Below are 17,869 nucleotides of genomic sequence, written 5' to 3'. Positions count from 1 at the left end.
AATTTTATTAATTGATGCCCAAAAATACAAAATGTTATTTACTTCTTGCCGAATAACCAATAAAAAAAGTAATTTTACATCGAATTAACAAGATTGAATATGAACGACTTTTTTACATCAGAGGAAAAAAAGGAGCTTTTTTCACTCTATCGGCACTTGATGCAATCTGCCGGAGACAGTATTTCCTGGAAGGATTGCCAAAAATTAAAGAATCATCTTATCAAAGCTGCCCAATATAACGGGCTGCAACGCAATAACTTCGGGATGAATCCCGTTATCAAAGATCTGCAAACGGCAGTCATCGTAGCCGAAGAAATCGGAATGAAAGGTTCGTGCCTTATCGGTATCATGCTGCACGAGATTGTAAAAACGCATATTCTGTCTATCGACGAGGTAAGCGTAGAATACGGAGAGGATGTGGCAAGTATCATCAAGGGATTGGTGAAAACGAATGAATTGTATGCGAAGAGCCCGGCAATAGAGTCGGAGAATTTCCGTAACCTTCTGCTCTCCTTTGCCGAAGATATGCGTGTGATCCTGATTATGATAGCCGACCGTGTGAATGTAATGCGCCAAATCAAGGATACGGGAAACGAGGAAGACCGGATAAAGGTGGCCAACGAGGCTGCTTATCTGTATGCTCCGTTGGCACATAAGCTGGGGCTCTATAAGCTGAAATCGGAATTGGAAGACTTATCGCTGAAATACACACAACGGGATACTTATTATTTTATAAAGGATAAGTTGAACGAGACGAAGGCGTCACGCGACAAGTATATCGCTGCCTTTATCGAACCAATCAAGAAGAAAGTGACGGAAGCGGGCTTGAAGTTCGACATCAAGGGACGTACCAAATCCATTCATTCGATATGGAACAAGATACAGAAGCAGAAAACCCCGTTTGAGGGTATTTATGATCTGTTCGCTATCCGCATTATCCTGGATTCGGAACCTGACCCGGCAAAAGAAAAGCAGGAATGCTGGCAGGTATATTCTATCGTGACGGATATGTATCAGCCTAACCCGAAGCGTCTGCGCGACTGGCTGTCGATTCCGAAAAGCAACGGTTACGAGTCATTGCATATCACCGTAATGGGACCGGAAGGGAAATGGGTGGAAGTGCAGATACGTACCCGCCGCATGGATGAGATTGCCGAACGGGGACTGGCCGCGCACTGGAGATATAAAGGTATCAAAGGAGAAACGGGCCTGGACGAATGGCTGACTTCGGTACGGGAGGCGTTGGAGAATGCAGACAACGACTCAATGAAGATGATGGATCAGTTCAAGATGGATCTTTACGAGGACGAGGTTTTCGTGTTCACTCCTAAAGGGGATTTGTTCAAGTTGGCAAAAGGGGCTACGGTACTCGACTTTGCCTTTCATATCCATAGCAAACTGGGATGCAAATGTATCGGCGCTAAAGTAAACGGCAAGAATGTCCAACTGAAGCAGAAGTTGAACAGTGGCGACCAGGTGGAAATCATGACTTCAAATACCCAAACTCCGAAACAGGACTGGCTGAACATCGTAACTACCTCCAAAGCCCGCACGAAGATACGGCAGGCGCTCAAAGAAATGGTGGCACGCCAACATGACTTTGCAAAGGAAACACTTGAACGAAAATTCAAAAACCGCAAACTGGAATATGATGAAGCGACCATGATGCGCCTCATCAAGCGTTTGGGCTTTAAAAACGTGACGGAGTTCTATCAAAAGATCGCTGATGGTGTGCTGGATGTAAACGAGATTCTGGACAAATATGTGGAGCAGCAGAAACGGGACAACGACACGCGCGACGAAATAGTCTACCGCAGTGCTGAAGGGTACAACCTGCAAGCGGCACAGGAAGAGACTACCTCCAAAGAGGATGTGCTCGTAATCGACCAGAATCTAAAAGGATTAGAATTCAAATTGGCGAAATGTTGTAATCCTATCTATGGTGATGATGTATTCGGTTTCGTAACGGTAAGCGGCGGGATAAAGATTCACCGGGCAGACTGCCCGAACGCCAATCAGATGCGTGAACGTTTTGGTTATCGAATTGTGAAAGCCCGTTGGGCAGGCAAATCGGAAGGGACACAGTATCCCATTACGCTGCGCGTCGTAGGGCACGATGATATCGGCATTGTGACGAATATTACTTCTATCATATCTAAGGAAAATGGAATCACACTACGCTCCATAGGAATCGATTCAAACGACGGACTGTTCTCCGGTACACTAACGGTCATGGTTGGAGATACAGGTCGCCTGGAAGCGCTAATCAAAAAGCTAAGAACTGTAAAAGGAGTGAAACAAGTGAGCCGGAACTAATTTTTTCACCACAGATTAACACAGATTCTCACAGATTAAAAAGACAAGATACAGTATATCCGCTCCGAAGGGACTGAGTGCAAAATAAATTGCATTAATTTCACAATCCTGCATTTTGCCTTTTCTTTCTTTAATCTGTGAAAATCTGTGTTAATCTGTGGTGAAGAATTCTATCGCACTTTCTTCCTTTTATAATAAGGATAAGTCACCAAAACAAAGAATATCAAAGCTATCGAAGCTGCTATCTGACCGATATGAAGCATTTTGTCTGTATCCAACTCCATACAGCAGGCAGCTGCGATACCTAAAGAAATCCCCATTTCACTAGCCAATAAATGAGTGGTATTTGCAGTTCCCCGTTGACAATGACGGGATAGCTTCACGAACATAATCAGGAACTCCGGCATGACAAAACCTAATCCAAGTCCCAGGAGCATGGAAGAAACGCCTATCGGAGTACTATTCAACAATGATATGGCAAGAATCTCTAGTCCAAGCCCCATAATTACCTGTCTCAATGTTTTTTCTTTCAGGAAAAAGAGACGAGCAAACAAGAGAGATACCAAGTAACCGCCCCCCACTCCTACAAAGAAAGGCACTGAAACACCTGTATTTCCCAATATGGAATCATTCAGGAAAGGATGTACAAGAGGCATCAGCAATCCCGGAACAAACGTAACCAGAATCATATTGATAGCCGGAATCCAACTACGCAACAGTAGAAAACGGTCAAAAGAATAAAGTCTAGTGACAATCGGTGCACGGAAAGGTACATATATTCCCGATACGACAAGAATCCCTAACACTCCGGCAATAACGGATACATACAGCAAATTCCGGATTGGATAACTCTGATAAAGCCAAACTCCGAGAACGATACCTAGAATCATTCCCAAACGGGCTACCCACGAAAAACTGACATTCCCTGCGCTACGGAGCGTAGAGTTGGTGATGTCGATAGCCAACGTGATACCCGCAGTAGTGGCTACACCGAACGCCAATCCTTGTACAGTGCTTAGCAGGATAAGTTCCGTAAGGTTCGTCACAAACGCATAGCCTACCGCCGCCACCACCATAAGAGCGAAAGCATATATATATACGTGCTTCCGTTTGTAAGCGTCCACCAAATAGGCATGGAAAGGACCAATCAGGAACATTCCCAATGTAAAAAAAAGAAAGATTACTCCTGTCTGTGCCACCGGCACTCCGAGACGGTCTGCCATCTCAACGGAGAGTACCGGAAATAACACATACAAGGACACAAACAACAGCAAATTAGCTATACATATCCGTATAAAATGCGCTGTCCACAATGTAACTGCCATATATTGCTTTAATATTGTTCCTTCTCGTTGGGGAAGTAGCAGTTCTTAACGTCGGACACATAACGACTGATAGCATCGGTCATCACTGTGTACAAATCGGCATAACGACGCAAGAAACGGGGACGGAAACCATTATTCATGCCCAACATATCCTGAATCACCAACACCTGGCCATCTACATGTCCACCGGCACCGATACCAATAATAGGTATAGTCAACTCACCGGCTACACGTTCTGCAAGGGTTGCGGGAATCTTTTCAAGAACAATAGCGAAACAACCTGCTTCTTCCAGCAAATGAGCGTCACGAATCAATTTCTCCGCTTCGGCATCATCTTTGGCGCGCACGGTATAGGTTCCGTATTTGTTGATAGACTGCGGCATTAATCCCAAATGTCCCATCACCGGAATACCTGCACCGACAATGCGTCTCACCGTATCGATGATTTCTTCTCCGCCTTCCATCTTCAAAGCGTCAGCATGACTTTCTTTCATGATGCGGATAGCGGAAGCAAGACCTTCCATCTCATTGCCTTGATAGGAACCGAAAGGCATATCCACCACCACCATAGCACGTTTTACACCACGCACCACAGATTTTGCATGATAGATCATCTGGTCAAGCGTGATAGGCAATGTAGTCACGTTACCTGCCATTACATTGGAAGCGGAATCGCCTACAAGGATTACGTCTATCCCCGCACCGTCCACAATCTGCGCCATCGTGTAATCGTAGGAAGTAAGCATTGAAATCTTTTCGCCTCTCTGTTTCATTTCAACCAAGCGATGTGTCGTCACCTTTCTTGTGTCATCTGATATATAACCAGCCATTTCTTTCTAATTAAAAATTAAAAATTAAAAATTAAAATCGAGGCAGCATTGGCGCTACCCGAAAATCGAGGGCAAAGTTATAACATTTAATTCATAACAGAGAAGGAAATGCAAAAAATCCTCTCAATCCCTTGTCAGAGACAGCAATTTCTCATAACTCATTCCGGTAAAGTCATCCATTATATAATGTGCTTTTCCGGTAATGGCTTCGCGGGAATTGGTTGTAGCGAGACCGATCACGGTTGCACCGGAAGTCATTCCCGCCTGCAGACCATGAAAAGAATCTTCAAAGACGTATGTTTTTTCTGGAGTAGCTCCAAATACTTCCATCCCTAGAAGGAAACAATCGGGAGCAGGTTTGGAACGGGCAAACATCTCTCCGGTAAGAATACGGTCTACCATTGCCGGAAACTCGGGATGAGCATTGTAGACGTTCTGCATCTTCTCTTCATTAGAGCTGGTTACTACGGCTATCTTCACACCATGACGGCGGAGTTCGGCGATAAAAGCTTCTACTCCGGGAATATATTCATAGGACATCTGTTTCTCAAAAACATTGAGGTCTGCCGTGATTTTCTGCCGAGCTTCCGGAAGAGCTGAAAAGTATTTCTCGTAGATTTGCGTCAGCGTCTGCCCTTTGATACGGCGTCCGAAATCTTTCTCATTCAGATATTTACGTCCCTGCTCGTCCCAAAAGACGGTGTACTGTGTTTCCGTATCCATAATAACACCGTCAAAGTCGAACAGCGCCGCAATTGTTTTCGTTGTATTCATATGAAACTTTCTTTTTACCTAAAACGTTAAACCTTGTGTATCTATGCCTGCAAAGTTCCGAATAATCATCGAATCAGACAAATAATTTGTACCTTTGCAATGCTAAAAAAAACGTAACGGACGTTTTTATCCAACAAATCGACTTTTATTTATCCAACGAATCGACCAACGTATGAGCAAGAACGACCCACACATCTTAGGAAAGGAAAGCATCGGCAAGTTACTGCTACAATATTCCATTCCTGCCATTATCGGAATGACGATTACTTCTATCTACAACATTATTGACAGTATCTTCATCGGACATGGTGTGGGGGCAATGGCCATTGCAGGACTGGCTATCAGTTTCCCTCTGATGAATCTCGTAGTCGCTTTCTGTACATTGGTATCGGCAGGCGGATCAACCCTTGCCTCTATTCGATTGGGACAAAAGGATCTGAAAGGTGCTACGGAAATTCTGTCACACACGCTTATGCTTTGTATCACCAATTCTGTCTTCTTCGGAATATTGTCCTTTATCTTTCTCGATGATATCCTGCTGTTTTTCGGTGCCAGTCACGACACACTTCCATACGCACGCAGTTTCATGCAGGTAATCTTGTTGGGAACTCCTATTACTTATACAATGATAGGATTGAACAATGTGATGCGCGCTACCGGGTATCCGAAGAAAGCAATGCTTACATCGATGGTGACGGTAGTTGCCAATATCATCCTCGCTCCTATCTTTATCTTCCACTTTGAATGGGGAATGCGGGGAGCTGCTACGGCAACGGTTATTTCACAGCTCATCGGCATGGTATGGGTGGTAAGTCACTTCATGCAGAAAGAGAGTACAGTGCACTTCGAAGGAACAATCTGGAAGATGAAAGGGAGAATCGTAGAGAGCATTTTCGCTATCGGCATGTCACCTTTCTTAATGAATGTTTGCGCTTGCATTATTGTCATTATTATCAATAATAGTCTACAGGAACACGGAGGAGATATGGCTATCGGTGCGTATGGTATCATCAACCGGCTGCTGACTCTTTACGTAATGATTGTATTAGGATTGACGATGGGAATGCAGCCGATTGTCGGCTATAACTTCGGAGCACAGAAACTTAATCGCGTCAAACAGACTTTACGACTGGGAATTCTTTCAGGAGTGGTTATCACTAGTAGCGGATTTCTGATTTGCGAACTATTCCCTCATGCCGTATCAGCTCTCTTCACAGACAGTGACGAATTGATTGATCTGGCAGTAGAAGGGCTTCGCTTGGCAGTACTTATGTTCCCATTCGTAGGAGCACAGATTGTTATCGGTAACTTCTTCCAAAGTATCGGAAAAGCGAAAATAAGCATTTTCTTGTCCCTGACGCGACAGTTGCTTTATCTTCTGCCCTGCCTGTTGCTTTTCCCGAACTGGTGGGGATTGAAAGGTATTTGGATCAGTATGCCGGTGTCGGATGCATTAGCCTTTATCACAGCAGTAATCAGCTTGATGATATATATTAAAAAAGTATCGAAACAACAGCCGATAGCTGAATAAAGAATAGTTACTGTTCATTTTCTCATTTTTATTGTTCAATCAGTCCTAATTAGGGATTTATCAATTGCCCATCCGATTGAAAACTCTATATTTGCATAAAGTTTTCAAAACTGCAAACGATTAAACTATGTTGAGAAAGAATTTATATTGGCTTTTATCGTGCCTGTTTCTCGCAGGATGCGGTATGATAGATTACCATCCGTACGATGTCCACATCAGTGGTGAGACAAATGTCAATGCACATAATATGGAAAAGATAGAAGCAAATTGCAAAGGCAAAACTGAAATCCATTTTGCTGTAATGGGAGATTCACAACGCTGGTATGACGCAACGGAGGACTTCGTAAAAGAGATCAATAAACGGGATGATATTGACTTTGTAATTCATGGAGGAGATATGAGTGATTTTGGAGTGACCAAAGAGTTTCTCTGGCAACGGGATATCATGAACGGGTTAAAAGTACCTTATGTAGCCCTTATCGGAAATCATGACTGTCTGGGAACAGGAGAAGAAACTTATAAAACAGTGTTCGGTCCTACCAACTTCTCTTTTATAGCAGGCAACGTGAAGTTCGTCTGTCTCAATACAAACGCTTTAGAGTATGACTACTCCGAGCCCATTCCAAACTTCACCTTTATGGAAGAAGAGATAACAAACAGAAGTGATGAATTTGAAAAAAGCGTAGTATGTATGCACGCACGCCCATTTACAGGCGTATTCAATGATAATGTGGCAAAGGTTTTTCAGCACTATGTCACTCAGTATAAGGGCCTACAGTTTTGCACGGCTGCACATACCCATCATTTTCGGGATGACATACTCTTTGATGATGGAATACATTATATAACCAGTGATTGTATGGATTACCGTACTTATCTGGTATTCACTATAGCTCCGGAAAGCACCTCTGAAAATCCTGATTATGAATTGGTTGAATACTAAATATATTTTATGGACGGGAGTATTATCAATACTTCTCTCTATCTCCGGTCCGGTCTCGGCTACTTACAGAACAGATACAATTATCAACACGTATAAAGCCGATTCACTGCGCTTCATCATCAAGGCTGACTCAATTATCGCCTTCCAAGCCGGAGATTCTTTATTTACGATTATTAAAGCAGACTCCGTATTGCCCGCTGCATCGAAAAAAGTTAAACATACCCGTTACGATAAACGGGTTCACCGTTTCCGCAAAAATTGGGAACGAATCATTCCTACCCACTCTAAGATACAGTTTGCCGGCAACATGGGATTACTTTCTTTTGGTACGGGATGGGATTACGGAAAACATAATCAATGGGAGACTGATTTATTGCTTGGATTTATCCCGAAGTATTCTTCAAAAAAGGCTAAAATAACCATGACTCTTAAACAAAACTATATGCCGTGGAGTATTAATATAGGAAAAGGATTCTCTACAGAACCTCTTACTTGTGGCCTATACATGAATACCGTATTTGGGGATCAGTTCTGGGTAAATGAACCGGACCGCTATCCAAAAGGTTATTATGGTTTTTCAAGCAAAGTACGTTTTCACATTTTCATGGGACAACGCCTGACTTACGATATTGACCCGCAACGCAGGTTTCTAGCCAAGTCTGTAACATTTTTCTATGAGATCAGTACTTGTGATCTTTATGTGGTCAGTGCTGCTACTAACAGCTATCTGCGTCCTCGCGATTATCTCAGCTTGTCTTTCGGACTAAAGTTCCAATGGTTATAAACCAAATTACAATGACTTATAATGATGATACATACCCTCACCAACAATCCGCTATTTCGGGGAATTACTCCGGAAAAGCTCTCTGCCAACCTGGAAGAAGTTAGTTTTCACGCCCGTTCATATAAGAAAGGGGAAATCTTCGCTTTTATGCAACACGCATTAGCCGAATTAACCCGCAACGACATCACAGTAGAAGAATTAGTTCAATTGACTTTGGAAACAGGCAAACATGGAATATCCGCTATGGCACAACTGGATAAAGCCAATACTAGCAGCTACGGTAACCCCGAAAACTGCCGAACGACACGGTTATATTGACCGCTGGCTGTGCAAAATACCGATACAATATGAAGTTCTTGTCATAAGTATTTTATCCTAAATATTCATCAATCAGGCTCGAATCATGCAGATCGCATCATTCGAGCCTGTTTTCATATTCTCACAATTAGCTATTTCCGAGTATCAGATTGACTTTTTTAGACAATTTAACTACCATTTTTGACAAAAATACATCAAAACAGGTATTTCATTTGTTGCTAAATATATGTAACTTCGCACAGTGAAAAATAATGCGGCATTCTTATAACTTTATAATATATAGCATATGATATTTACAGCAGAAAACACCTTACTTATTGGTTCTATCTTACTTTTCGTCAGCATTGTTGTTGGAAAAACCGGATACCGTTTCGGCGTACCTACTTTGTTACTGTTCCTCGTTGTAGGAATGGCATTCGGAAGTGACGGACTCGGTCTCCAATTCCATAATGCCAAAGAAGCCCAATTTATCGGTATGGTTGCCTTGAGTATCATCCTTTTCTCAGGGGGTATGGACACGAAATTCAAAGAAATCAAACCTATTTTAGGACCGGGTATCGTCTTATCCACTGTCGGAGTATTGCTCACAGCTCTTTTTACGGGGCTCTTCATTTGGTGGCTATCCGGTATGAGTTGGACGAACATTTATTTGCCTATCACCACTTCCCTATTGTTGGCCTCTACCATGTCTTCCACAGATTCGGCTTCGGTCTTCGCTATTCTCCGTTCGCAAAAGATGAATCTGAAGCACAACCTACGTCCCATGCTGGAGTTGGAAAGTGGAAGTAATGACCCGATGGCTTATATGCTTACCATTGTTCTGATACAGTTTATCCAATCAGCGGGTATGGGAGTCGGCACTATTGCCGCTTCTTTTATCATTCAATTTATCGTAGGTGCTGCTGCAGGATATATACTCGGGAAACTGGCTATCCGAATGCTGAACAAGCTTAATATCGATAACCAGGCATTATATCCTATCCTGCTATTGGCATTCGTTTTCTTCACTTTCTCCATCACCGATTTAATGAAAGGTAATGGATATCTGGCTGTATACATCGCCGGTATGATGGTAGGTAATAATAAAATTATGCACCGTAAGGAGATTTATACGTTCATGGACGGGCTTACCTGGCTGTTCCAGATCATTATGTTCCTCTGCCTGGGATTGCTAGTCAATCCTCACGAAATGCTAGAAGTAGCCGCTGTCGCTCTGCTGATCGGTATATTCATGATTCTTATCGGTCGCCCGTTAAGCGTATTCCTCTGCCTGCTCCCATTCCGGAAAATCACAATGAAGTCACGCGTTTTTGTATCTTGGGTAGGATTACGCGGCGCAGTTCCTATCATCTTTGCTACTTATCCGGTAGTGGCAGGAGTAGAGGGTTCGAATATTATATTCAATATCGTATTCTTCATTACCATCGTTTCATTGGTCGTACAAGGAACCACAATTTCCTTTGTAGCCCGCATATTACACCTCTCCGAACCTTTGGCAAAGACAGGAAACGATTTCGGAGTGGAACTGCCTGAGGAGATTGACTCTGATCTCAGTGATATGACTGTCACCCGCGAAATGCTGGAAGAGGCAGATACATTGAAAGATATGAACCTGCCAAAAGGTACACTAGTCATGATTGTGAAACGCAAAGATGAATTCCTGATCCCTAACGGAACATTGAAATTGCACGAAGGAGATAAGTTGCTGCTTATTTCCGAGAAATCCAAAGAAGAGTCTGATTCTGAATAACATTTGAAAAGAAATGTAAAATTATATCAGAATTCCTTCGTTAATTAACCGTAAAACTTGATTTTAAAATTCGGTTTACGTTAATGATATATTAATTTTGCGCAGTTTTAAACTAAATGTGCAAAAACAAAATGGAACAAGAACATCAGTTCATTGATTATATTGAGCAAAGTATCATCAAAAACTGGGACAGAGATGCCCTGACCGACTATAAAGGAATTACCCTCCAATATAAGGATGTAGCACGTAAAATTGCTAAATTTCACATTGTTTTGGAAAGTGCCGGAATCCAGCCGGGAGATAAAATAGCGGTTTGCGGACGTAACAGTGCTCATTGGGCAGTTACTTTCTTGGCCACCATCACTTATGGAGCTGTGATTGTTCCTATTTTGCATGAATTCAAAGCAGACAATATTCATAATATCGTCAACCATTCTGAAGCCAAACTACTTTTTGTAGGCGATCAAGCTTGGGAGAACCTGAATGAGGATGCAATGCCTTTATTAGAAGGTATTGCATCATTGGCAGATTTCTCCTCTTTAGTGTCGCGCAACGAAAAGCTCACATACGCTTTCGAACACCGGAATGCCATTTACGGACAACGTTATCCAAAGAACTTCCGTCCTGAACATATCTGTTACCGAAAAGACAGACCGGAAGAACTGGCAATCATCAATTATACATCCGGCACTACAGGGTATTCTAAAGGAGTAATGCTCCCCTATCGCAGTATCTGGTCAAATGTTGCCTACTGTTTTGAAATGCTTCCCGTCAAACCGGGAGATCATATCGTTTCCATGCTTCCTATGGGACATGTATTTGGAATGGTATACGACTTCCTATACGGATTCTCGGCAGGCGCACACATCTATTTCCTGACACGTATGCCATCTCCTAAGATTATCTCCCAATCGTTTTCGGAGATAAAACCCAGAGTCATCTCCTGCGTACCATTGATTGTAGAAAAGATTATAAAAAAGGATATTCTTCCCAAAGTAGACAGCAAAATCGGTAAACTACTGCTTAAAGTACCCATCGTAAACGATAAGATCAAATCGTTGGCACGACAAGCTGCTATGGAGATATTCGGTGGTAATTTTGATGAAATCATTATCGGCGGCGCTCCTTTCAATGCTGAAGTAGAAGCCTTCCTCAAGAAAATAGGTTTCCCCTACACCATCGCTTACGGTATGACAGAATGTGGTCCGATCATTTGCTCCAGCCGCTGGGAAAACCTGAAACTTGCTTCGTGCGGGAAAGCGACGACGCGAATGGAAGTAAAAATCGATTCCCCGGACCCTAAGACTCATGCAGGAGAAATCATCTGTAAAGGAGCCAATCTTATGTTGGGCTATTATAAAAATCAAGAAGCTACTGCGCAAATCATTGACGTAAATGGCTGGTTGCATACAGGTGATCTCGGCACTATAGACGAAGAAGGGAATGTAACCGTTCGCGGACGTAGCAAAAACCTGCTCCTCACCTCCAGCGGACAGAATATCTATCCCGAAGAAATTGAAAGCAAGCTGAACAACATGCCGTATGTTGCCGAATCACTGATCGTCCTGCAACATGATAAGTTGGTAGCCTTGATCTACCCGGATTTCGACGATGCTTTCGCTCATGGATTGCAGCAGACGGATATTCAGAAAGTAATGGAGCAAAACCGTATTGAATTGAATCAACAGCTTCCTAACTATTCCCAAATAAGCAAGATTAAAATCCATTTTGAAGAATTTGAAAAGACTGCGAAAAAGTCAATCAAACGCTTTATGTATCAGGAAGCAAAAGGGTAATCAAGAACCTTTGACTAATTAAGAGTACATACTTATAACAAATAATAAGATAAGTATTCTCGCAAATAAAAACGGTGGACAGCCTCAACACTGTCCACCGTTTTTTTCTAACCTCTAACAAACTTTATTAAAGTGCGATAAATGAAATAGCCTGTCCGCCTCCGGCAGCCATTCGTATGTTCAACGTATTTTCAGAAGTAACCGTTTGTTCCGTTATCCGGTAATCCGTAGGATTTGATTTCCAATCCGCATTCTCTCCATCCGCATAGATGACAGCTTTATACTGTTTGCCCGGTTCCAGGAAATCCAGTTTTATTTCCAGTGTACGGGGTTTCTCGTTCGTTGCCGCTCCCAAGAAATAGTTACCTTTTGCTTTACGCACGATGGCTACAAATTCACCCGGTTCTCCTGCCAATGCTTTCGATTCGTCGCAATCCGGATCGAAATCGCGGAAGAACTGGAAAGCCGGATGTCCCTCATAATGTTCAATCATATCGGAAGCCATTTGCAAAGGGGAATACAAAATCACCCAGTTAGCAAGCTGTTTCGCCAATGTCGTGTTCACACGGCTGTTTCCTTTATCCTGATCGTTCCATTTCCGGCGACGGGGAGAATCCTTTGTCTGTAAAAACAAAATATCAAAAGTTCCAGGAGTGTAATCCATCGGACCGGATAACAGGCGGGTAAACGGCAACATCACATGATGGGAAGGAGGATTACCTTCGCTCCATGCATTCCATTCCATACCTCTTGCACCTTCACGAGTCATCATGTTAGGCCATGTACGGCGAATACCGGTATCTTTAATCGGCTCGTGTGCATCCACTGTCACTTTGTGACGGGCAGCTGCCTCCACCACTTTCTGATAATGATTAACCCCATACTGTCCATGGTGCGAAAGTCCATTCGGGAAAGCACCCGCATAACCGGTTTTCAGGATATGAATACCATGTTCTGTGTACCATTGCATGGCATGATCCATCTGACGTTCATAGTTGGGGATATTGCCTCCAGTCTCATGATGTCCGATGATTTCAACACCTTTCTCTTTGGCATAATGCACAATCTCGTCAATGTCAAAATCAGCATACGGTTTCGTAAAGTCAAAATTCTGCATACCACCCCAGCTTTCCCATCCTTCGTTCCATCCCTCAAACAAAACACCCTCTATATCATTGGCGGCAGCGAAATCAATATACTTCTTGGCATTGGCGGTAGTGGCTCCATGACGTTCGTCCATCTTCCAAGTCTCCACACCTAAATGCATTCCCCACCACACTCCGACATATTTCAAGGGACGAATCCAATCGGTAGTTTCCAGTACACAAGGTTCGTTCAGATTCAAAATCAAGGAAGAATTAATCAGCCCGACAGCTTCCGGAGCAATCTGGATGGTACGCCAGGAAGTAGTAAAATGATTGCCTTTACGCACTTTGATACCATCCGGCCAAGGAGTTAGCTCAGCTTTCAATGTATATCTTCCGGTCTGCTTCAAAGTCATTTCGGAGAAATCATACAAAGCCGCTTCATGAATACTGCCATAAATACCGTCCGCCGTTTTGAATGTGAAAGGAGTATTGGCAGTTTCCACTTCGGAAATAGGCTGTTGCTTATATAGTAATTCATAAGTCTCCGCACTGGCGGGAATTGACCATGAAGTTCCGTCCTGACGAAAACGAAAAGTTGTCAGTTCATCGGTTATCATCAACGAATCCACTGCGGGAACACTGTACTCATAACGGAACCCTACTCCATCATCAAACACACGGAAACGAAGTGTCAACTCCACCTGATCTTTATTGGTCAGGCTCACCGCCATCTCATTATAATGATCCCTGTTCTTTTTATTCTCTCCCCAAGCCTGTGTCCAAATCTCGTCCTTATGATCGAAAGTCGTACTCTTTATCTGAAAGCCTTCTCCTAAAGCAACTCCATTCCCTTCTGTAAACCCCATTGCAGAGTTCTCAATCAATAGTGAATCGCCTACCGAGACATTATAAAACGGAATACCGTTCTCATCCAGCGTGAAAGACATCTTAATATGGCCGTCCGGTGATTTGACTTCTGTTTTCGGACTGCTACACGCATAACATCCCAGCATACACAGAAAAGCTCCGATTGCATAATTTATTTTCATAGCACTATATCTGTTATTTATATATAGTACAATTCAGAAGAGAAAAACACTTATATAATCAAGGTGAATTTCTTTCTAATAAGGAGAATCTCTTTCTCCGGTATGATTTCTATTCTTATTTATGCAACAGAATATCAGTTCCCGGAACAATCTTTCCCATCGACCACACACATCGCACATTCAGTTCTTTATCAAGAATCACAATATCAGCATCCTTACCCTTTGCCAACGCCCCTTTCCGGTCATCCACTCCGATCAAACGGGCAGGAGTCTCGGAAGCCATGCGCACGGCATCTTCCAAAGGTATGTTCGCTTTCTTCACCATAGTACGCACCAAGATATCCATCGTAGCCAAGCTACCGGCCAGTGCTGAATGGTCTGCCATCTTACACACTCCATCCTCTATTATGTAGCGTGGATCAATAGGCACAGTACCGTCACAAGCAGCATAAGCCAGGGCATCCGTGACAAGGCAAGTATTTTCTACCCCTTTCAATTTATAAACTAACTTCAAGATAGTAGCCGGCAAGTGTATGCCGTCCGCAATGACTTCCACCGTCATTCCTTCTGTCAGATATACACTTTCTACCGTACCTTCGTACTTATACTCACGACGTTTATGAAAACCCGGCATAGCGTTATAGAAATGAGCGGCATGAGAGAATCCCACTGCATATGCAGCTTTTATCTCATCATATTCGGCTTCGGTATGAGTCACCGCTGTCATAATCTCCTTTGAACGGGTGTATCTGGCAAAATCATGCGCACCGGGCAATTCCGGGCTGATATCCCAACGTCTGATGCAAGACGTATGTTCCAGCAAAGGAATATATTCATTTTCATCCGGTGTTTTCAGAAATCCGTCATATTGCGTTCCCGCCATCTTCGGGTTCAGATAAGGCCCCTCGATATGCAGACCGAGAATCGGAGAGTCTTTCTCCTTCATCAGATTCTCGCATACATCGACCGCCTGATAAAGCCTTTCGAAGGAAGTAGACGACAAAGTAGGAAACATACCGGTAGCTCCATGTTTCAAGTGTGCCATAGTAGCAGCACGGAAAGCCTCCTCCGTCGTTTCCGTAAAATCATGACCACCACCTCCGTGCGCATGCATACTCACGAATCCCGGTACGATTGTCATCCCACGAGCATCAATCACCGTTGCACCGATAACCGCCAAATCACTGTTGGTCACCTCTAATATTTTTCCATCACAAATCAATACGGAACCGTCTTTCAACCATCCCTGCGGAGTCAATATCCGTCCGTTAATTATCTGAGTCAACATAGTCTTCTTATTTATAGGATTTAAAACAGTTTATTGGTTCCCTCTACCAATTGTCCCATTGCCCACACGGCTCTTACATTCAAGTCCTTATCCAAAGCAATGATATCGGCATCCTTACCACGTTCGAGCGTGCCCTTACGATCCAGCACTCCCATGATACGGGCGGGTGTTTCAGAAATCATTCTAATCACATCTGCCAATGGGATTTCCGCTTTCTGCACCATCGTACGTATCAGACGATCCATCGTCGCCACACTTCCCGCCAAAGCGGAACGGTCGGCTAGTTTACAAACCCCGTCTTCGATAATGACACGGGGGTCAAAAGCCGTTTGACTGTCGCTCGCCGCACAAGCTAACGCATCCGTTATCAGACAAGTACGCTCCACTCCTTTGATCTTGTAAACAAGGCGCAGAATCGTCGGCGGCACGTGGATACCATCGGCCACTACTTCCACTGTCATATCGTCAATCAGATAAATACTCTCCACCGTACCTTCATATTTGTACTCTTTCCGTTTATGGAATCCCGGCATGGCATTATAGAAATGAGTAGCATGGGTATATCCGGCTTCGTATGCCGTCTGTATATCTTCAAACTCAGCCTGCGTATGACCTACTGAAGCCAGCACCCCTTTCGCCGTGATATATTTGCCGAACTGCATGGCTCCGGGAAGTTCCGGCGCAGCGTCCCAACGCTTGATGCAGTGTGTTTCCTCCAACAAGGGAATATATTCTTCCGGGTCCGGATCTTTGATATTCTCCGGAATCTGTCCGCCCGCCATTGCCATATTGAAATAATGGCCTTCAAGATGAAGTCCGAGTACAGGACTGTCCGGTTCCGCCATCATTTTCTCAGTGGTCTCCGCAGCAGCACGGATCATCGGAATGGTAGAAGAAGAAAGAGTAGGAAAAATACTGGTAGTACCATGCTGCATGTGGGCTTTGATTGCCGTACGGAAAGCGTCTTCCGTACCTTCCATAAAGTCTCTTCCACCGCCACCGTGAACGTGGATTTCCACGCCGCCCGGAACGATATACATTCCTTTGGCATCAATCAGTTTGGCTCCGATAATGGCAAGGTCACAATTGGTTACTTCCAGAATTTTATTGTCGCGAATAAGAACTGACCCATCCTTTAGCCAGCCTTGTGGTGTCAGGATGCGTGCATTAATGATTTGTGTTAACATATCATTTTTATTAAATTAATTATAGGTCTACATAAACCGATGACTCTCTTTCGGGGGGAAGTACATCGATTTTTCACTTGCAAAATTACGCTTTTCTATCCAAATTATTGATAAAATCGTCCGCTAAACGTCCAATAAGGTACAAAAAAAGAGGTTATCAGTCTTATTGACCGACAACCTCTATAATTTATCTGGAGCGGAAAACGAGACTCGAACTCGCGACCCTAACCTTGGCAAGGTTATGCTCTACCAACTGAGCTATTTCCGCAAACTAAATTTCGTCATTCAGAAATCTGAAAGATTGGTGCCCAGAACAGGACTCGAACCTGCATGCCTCTCGACACACGCACCTGAAACGTGCGCGTCTACCAATTCCGCCACCTGGGCAAAACTTAGTTCCATCATTTCAAAGAAACAAGAGCGGAAAACGAGACTCGAACTCGCGACCCTAACCTTGGCAAGGTTATGCTCTACCAACTGAGCTATTTCCGCATTTCACTTTAACGAACCGTGAAGAGAAGGAGACTCGAACTCCCACGACATAACTGTCACTACCCCCTCAAAGTAGCGCGTCTACCAATTCCGCCACCTCTCCATAATTTTAAAGTTTAACCTTTGTGCCCAGAACAGGACTCGAACCTGCATGCCTCTCGACACACGCACCTGAAACGTGCGCGTCTACCAATTCCGCCACCTGGGCAAAGATTATTGTTCCAACATTTCAAAGAAACATGAGCGGAAAACGAGACTCGAACTCGCGACCCTAACCTTGGCAAGGTTATGCTCTACCAACTGAGCTATTTCCGCATTTTTTCGTTTGCGGTTGCAAAGGTAGGCATTTTCCGTAAACCTGCAAACATTCTGCACACTTTTTTCAAAGAAATCTGCTC

12 protein-coding genes, 6 tRNA genes and 1 pseudogene are annotated in these 17,869 nt (G+C 43.6%); 7 read left to right on the top strand and 12 right to left on the bottom strand.

Annotation, left to right across the window (positions count from 1 at the left end; all coding sequences use genetic code 11):
* Positions 1 to 99 precede the first annotated feature (99 nt).
* Positions 100 to 2,316: a bifunctional (p)ppGpp synthetase/guanosine-3',5'-bis(diphosphate) 3'-pyrophosphohydrolase gene (locus tag H8S63_RS00330; protein WP_186925378.1), complete on the top strand. Its 2,217-nt coding sequence runs from the start codon at positions 100 to 102 to the stop codon at positions 2,314 to 2,316.
* Positions 2,317 to 2,486: 170 nt separating this feature from the next.
* Here the strand turns inward: H8S63_RS00330 and H8S63_RS00325 are convergent, their stop codons facing one another.
* The 3 genes from H8S63_RS00325 to H8S63_RS00315 form a co-directional block, all read right to left on the bottom strand.
* Positions 2,487 to 3,641, bottom strand: a complete 1,155-nt coding sequence (locus H8S63_RS00325) for an MFS transporter (RefSeq protein ID WP_186925377.1) — start codon at positions 3,639 to 3,641, stop codon at positions 2,487 to 2,489.
* A gap of 8 nt (positions 3,642 to 3,649) precedes the next feature.
* Positions 3,650 to 4,471, bottom strand: a complete 822-nt coding sequence (gene panB, locus H8S63_RS00320) for a 3-methyl-2-oxobutanoate hydroxymethyltransferase (RefSeq protein WP_007755208.1) — start codon at positions 4,469 to 4,471, stop codon at positions 3,650 to 3,652.
* 123 nt (positions 4,472 to 4,594) lie between these two features.
* Positions 4,595 to 5,245 carry an HAD family phosphatase gene (locus H8S63_RS00315; protein ID WP_186925376.1) on the bottom strand — a complete coding sequence of 217 codons (651 nt, stop codon included), beginning with the start codon at positions 5,243 to 5,245 and terminating at the stop codon, positions 4,595 to 4,597.
* A 172-nt stretch (positions 5,246 to 5,417) separates the two neighbouring features.
* On the opposite strand from H8S63_RS00315, the gene H8S63_RS00310 reads away from it, so the two are divergent.
* The 6 genes and pseudogenes from H8S63_RS00310 to H8S63_RS00280 all read left to right on the top strand — a co-directional run bounded on the left by H8S63_RS00310 (position 5,418) and on the right by H8S63_RS00280 (position 12,367).
* Positions 5,418 to 6,776, top strand: a complete 1,359-nt coding sequence (locus H8S63_RS00310; protein WP_186925375.1) for an MATE family efflux transporter — start codon at positions 5,418 to 5,420, stop codon at positions 6,774 to 6,776.
* Positions 6,777 to 6,903: 127 nt separating this feature from the next.
* Positions 6,904 to 7,719 carry a metallophosphoesterase gene (locus H8S63_RS00305; RefSeq protein ID WP_186925374.1) on the top strand — a complete coding sequence of 272 codons (816 nt, stop codon included), beginning with the start codon at positions 6,904 to 6,906 and terminating at the stop codon, positions 7,717 to 7,719.
* The gene (locus H8S63_RS00300; RefSeq protein ID WP_186925373.1) at positions 7,700 to 8,503 is read left to right on the top strand and encodes a hypothetical protein; all 804 of its coding nucleotides are present in this window, start codon (positions 7,700 to 7,702) and stop codon (positions 8,501 to 8,503) included. Before H8S63_RS00305 ends, H8S63_RS00300 begins: the two co-directional genes overlap by 20 nt.
* A 21-nt stretch (positions 8,504 to 8,524) precedes the next feature.
* A pseudogene (locus tag H8S63_RS19865) lies at positions 8,525 to 8,794 on the top strand (hypothetical protein); the annotation flags it as partial.
* Between the two features lie 313 nt (positions 8,795 to 9,107).
* Complete coding sequence (locus H8S63_RS00285) at positions 9,108 to 10,571, top strand: potassium/proton antiporter (RefSeq protein ID WP_186925372.1); 1,464 nt, start codon at positions 9,108 to 9,110, stop codon at positions 10,569 to 10,571.
* 131 nt (positions 10,572 to 10,702) lie between these two features.
* Positions 10,703 to 12,367 carry a long-chain fatty acid--CoA ligase gene (locus tag H8S63_RS00280; protein WP_007760871.1) on the top strand — a complete coding sequence of 555 codons (1,665 nt, stop codon included), beginning with the start codon at positions 10,703 to 10,705 and terminating at the stop codon, positions 12,365 to 12,367.
* Positions 12,368 to 12,494: 127 nt separating this feature from the next.
* Here H8S63_RS00280 and H8S63_RS00275 read toward each other — a convergent pair whose 3' ends face one another.
* From H8S63_RS00275 to H8S63_RS00235, 9 genes are all read right to left on the bottom strand, one after another.
* Entirely contained in the window at positions 12,495 to 14,504 is a 2,010-nt protein-coding gene (locus H8S63_RS00275) for a glycoside hydrolase family 97 protein (RefSeq protein WP_186925371.1), read from the bottom strand.
* 115 nt (positions 14,505 to 14,619) lie between these two features.
* Entirely contained in the window at positions 14,620 to 15,792 is a 1,173-nt protein-coding gene (gene nagA / locus H8S63_RS00270; RefSeq protein ID WP_186925370.1) for an N-acetylglucosamine-6-phosphate deacetylase, read from the bottom strand.
* 20 nt (positions 15,793 to 15,812) lie between these two features.
* Positions 15,813 to 16,979, bottom strand: coding sequence for an N-acetylglucosamine-6-phosphate deacetylase (nagA, locus tag H8S63_RS00265; protein WP_007755161.1), 1,167 nt, complete (start codon positions 16,977 to 16,979; stop codon positions 15,813 to 15,815).
* A gap of 192 nt (positions 16,980 to 17,171) precedes the next feature.
* Positions 17,172 to 17,247: transfer RNA gene (locus tag H8S63_RS00260), tRNA-Gly, on the bottom strand.
* A gap of 34 nt (positions 17,248 to 17,281) precedes the next feature.
* Positions 17,282 to 17,366: transfer RNA gene (locus tag H8S63_RS00255), tRNA-Leu, on the bottom strand.
* 32 nt (positions 17,367 to 17,398) lie between these two features.
* Positions 17,399 to 17,471: transfer RNA gene (locus H8S63_RS00250), tRNA-Gly, on the bottom strand.
* A gap of 19 nt (positions 17,472 to 17,490) precedes the next feature.
* Positions 17,491 to 17,574, bottom strand: a tRNA-Leu gene (locus tag H8S63_RS00245).
* Between the two features lie 23 nt (positions 17,575 to 17,597).
* Positions 17,598 to 17,679 (bottom strand) — tRNA-Leu (locus H8S63_RS00240).
* Positions 17,680 to 17,713: 34 nt separating this feature from the next.
* Positions 17,714 to 17,786: transfer RNA gene (locus tag H8S63_RS00235), tRNA-Gly, on the bottom strand.
* Positions 17,787 to 17,869 lie beyond the last annotated feature (83 nt).

It is taken from the genome of Bacteroides sp. NSJ-39 (assembly GCF_014287315.1).
GTDB lineage: Bacteria > Bacteroidota > Bacteroidia > Bacteroidales > Bacteroidaceae > Bacteroides > Bacteroides finegoldii.
The sequence above is the reverse complement of the archived record's forward strand: the minus strand, read 5'-3'. Positions and strand labels throughout refer to the sequence as shown.

Coding starts and splice junctions, on each gene's coding strand:
- H8S63_RS00285 (WP_186925372.1), top strand. CDS start 9,108: ATGATATTTACAGCAGAAAACACCTTACTTATTGGTTCTATCTTACTT.
- H8S63_RS00275 (WP_186925371.1), bottom strand. CDS start 14,504: ATGAAAATAAATTATGCAATCGGAGCTTTTCTGTGTATGCTGGGATGT.
- H8S63_RS00310 (WP_186925375.1), top strand. CDS start 5,418: ATGAGCAAGAACGACCCACACATCTTAGGAAAGGAAAGCATCGGCAAG.
- nagA (WP_007755161.1), bottom strand. CDS start 16,979: ATGTTAACACAAATCATTAATGCACGCATCCTGACACCACAAGGCTGG.
- H8S63_RS00300 (WP_186925373.1), top strand. CDS start 7,700: ATGAATTGGTTGAATACTAAATATATTTTATGGACGGGAGTATTATCA.
- panB (WP_007755208.1), bottom strand. CDS start 4,471: ATGGCTGGTTATATATCAGATGACACAAGAAAGGTGACGACACATCGC.
- H8S63_RS00305 (WP_186925374.1), top strand. CDS start 6,904: ATGTTGAGAAAGAATTTATATTGGCTTTTATCGTGCCTGTTTCTCGCA.
- nagA (WP_186925370.1), bottom strand. CDS start 15,792: ATGTTGACTCAGATAATTAACGGACGGATATTGACTCCGCAGGGATGG.
- H8S63_RS00330 (WP_186925378.1), top strand. CDS start 100: ATGAACGACTTTTTTACATCAGAGGAAAAAAAGGAGCTTTTTTCACTC.
- H8S63_RS00325 (WP_186925377.1), bottom strand. CDS start 3,641: ATGGCAGTTACATTGTGGACAGCGCATTTTATACGGATATGTATAGCT.
- H8S63_RS00315 (WP_186925376.1), bottom strand. CDS start 5,245: ATGAATACAACGAAAACAATTGCGGCGCTGTTCGACTTTGACGGTGTT.
- H8S63_RS00280 (WP_007760871.1), top strand. CDS start 10,703: ATGGAACAAGAACATCAGTTCATTGATTATATTGAGCAAAGTATCATC.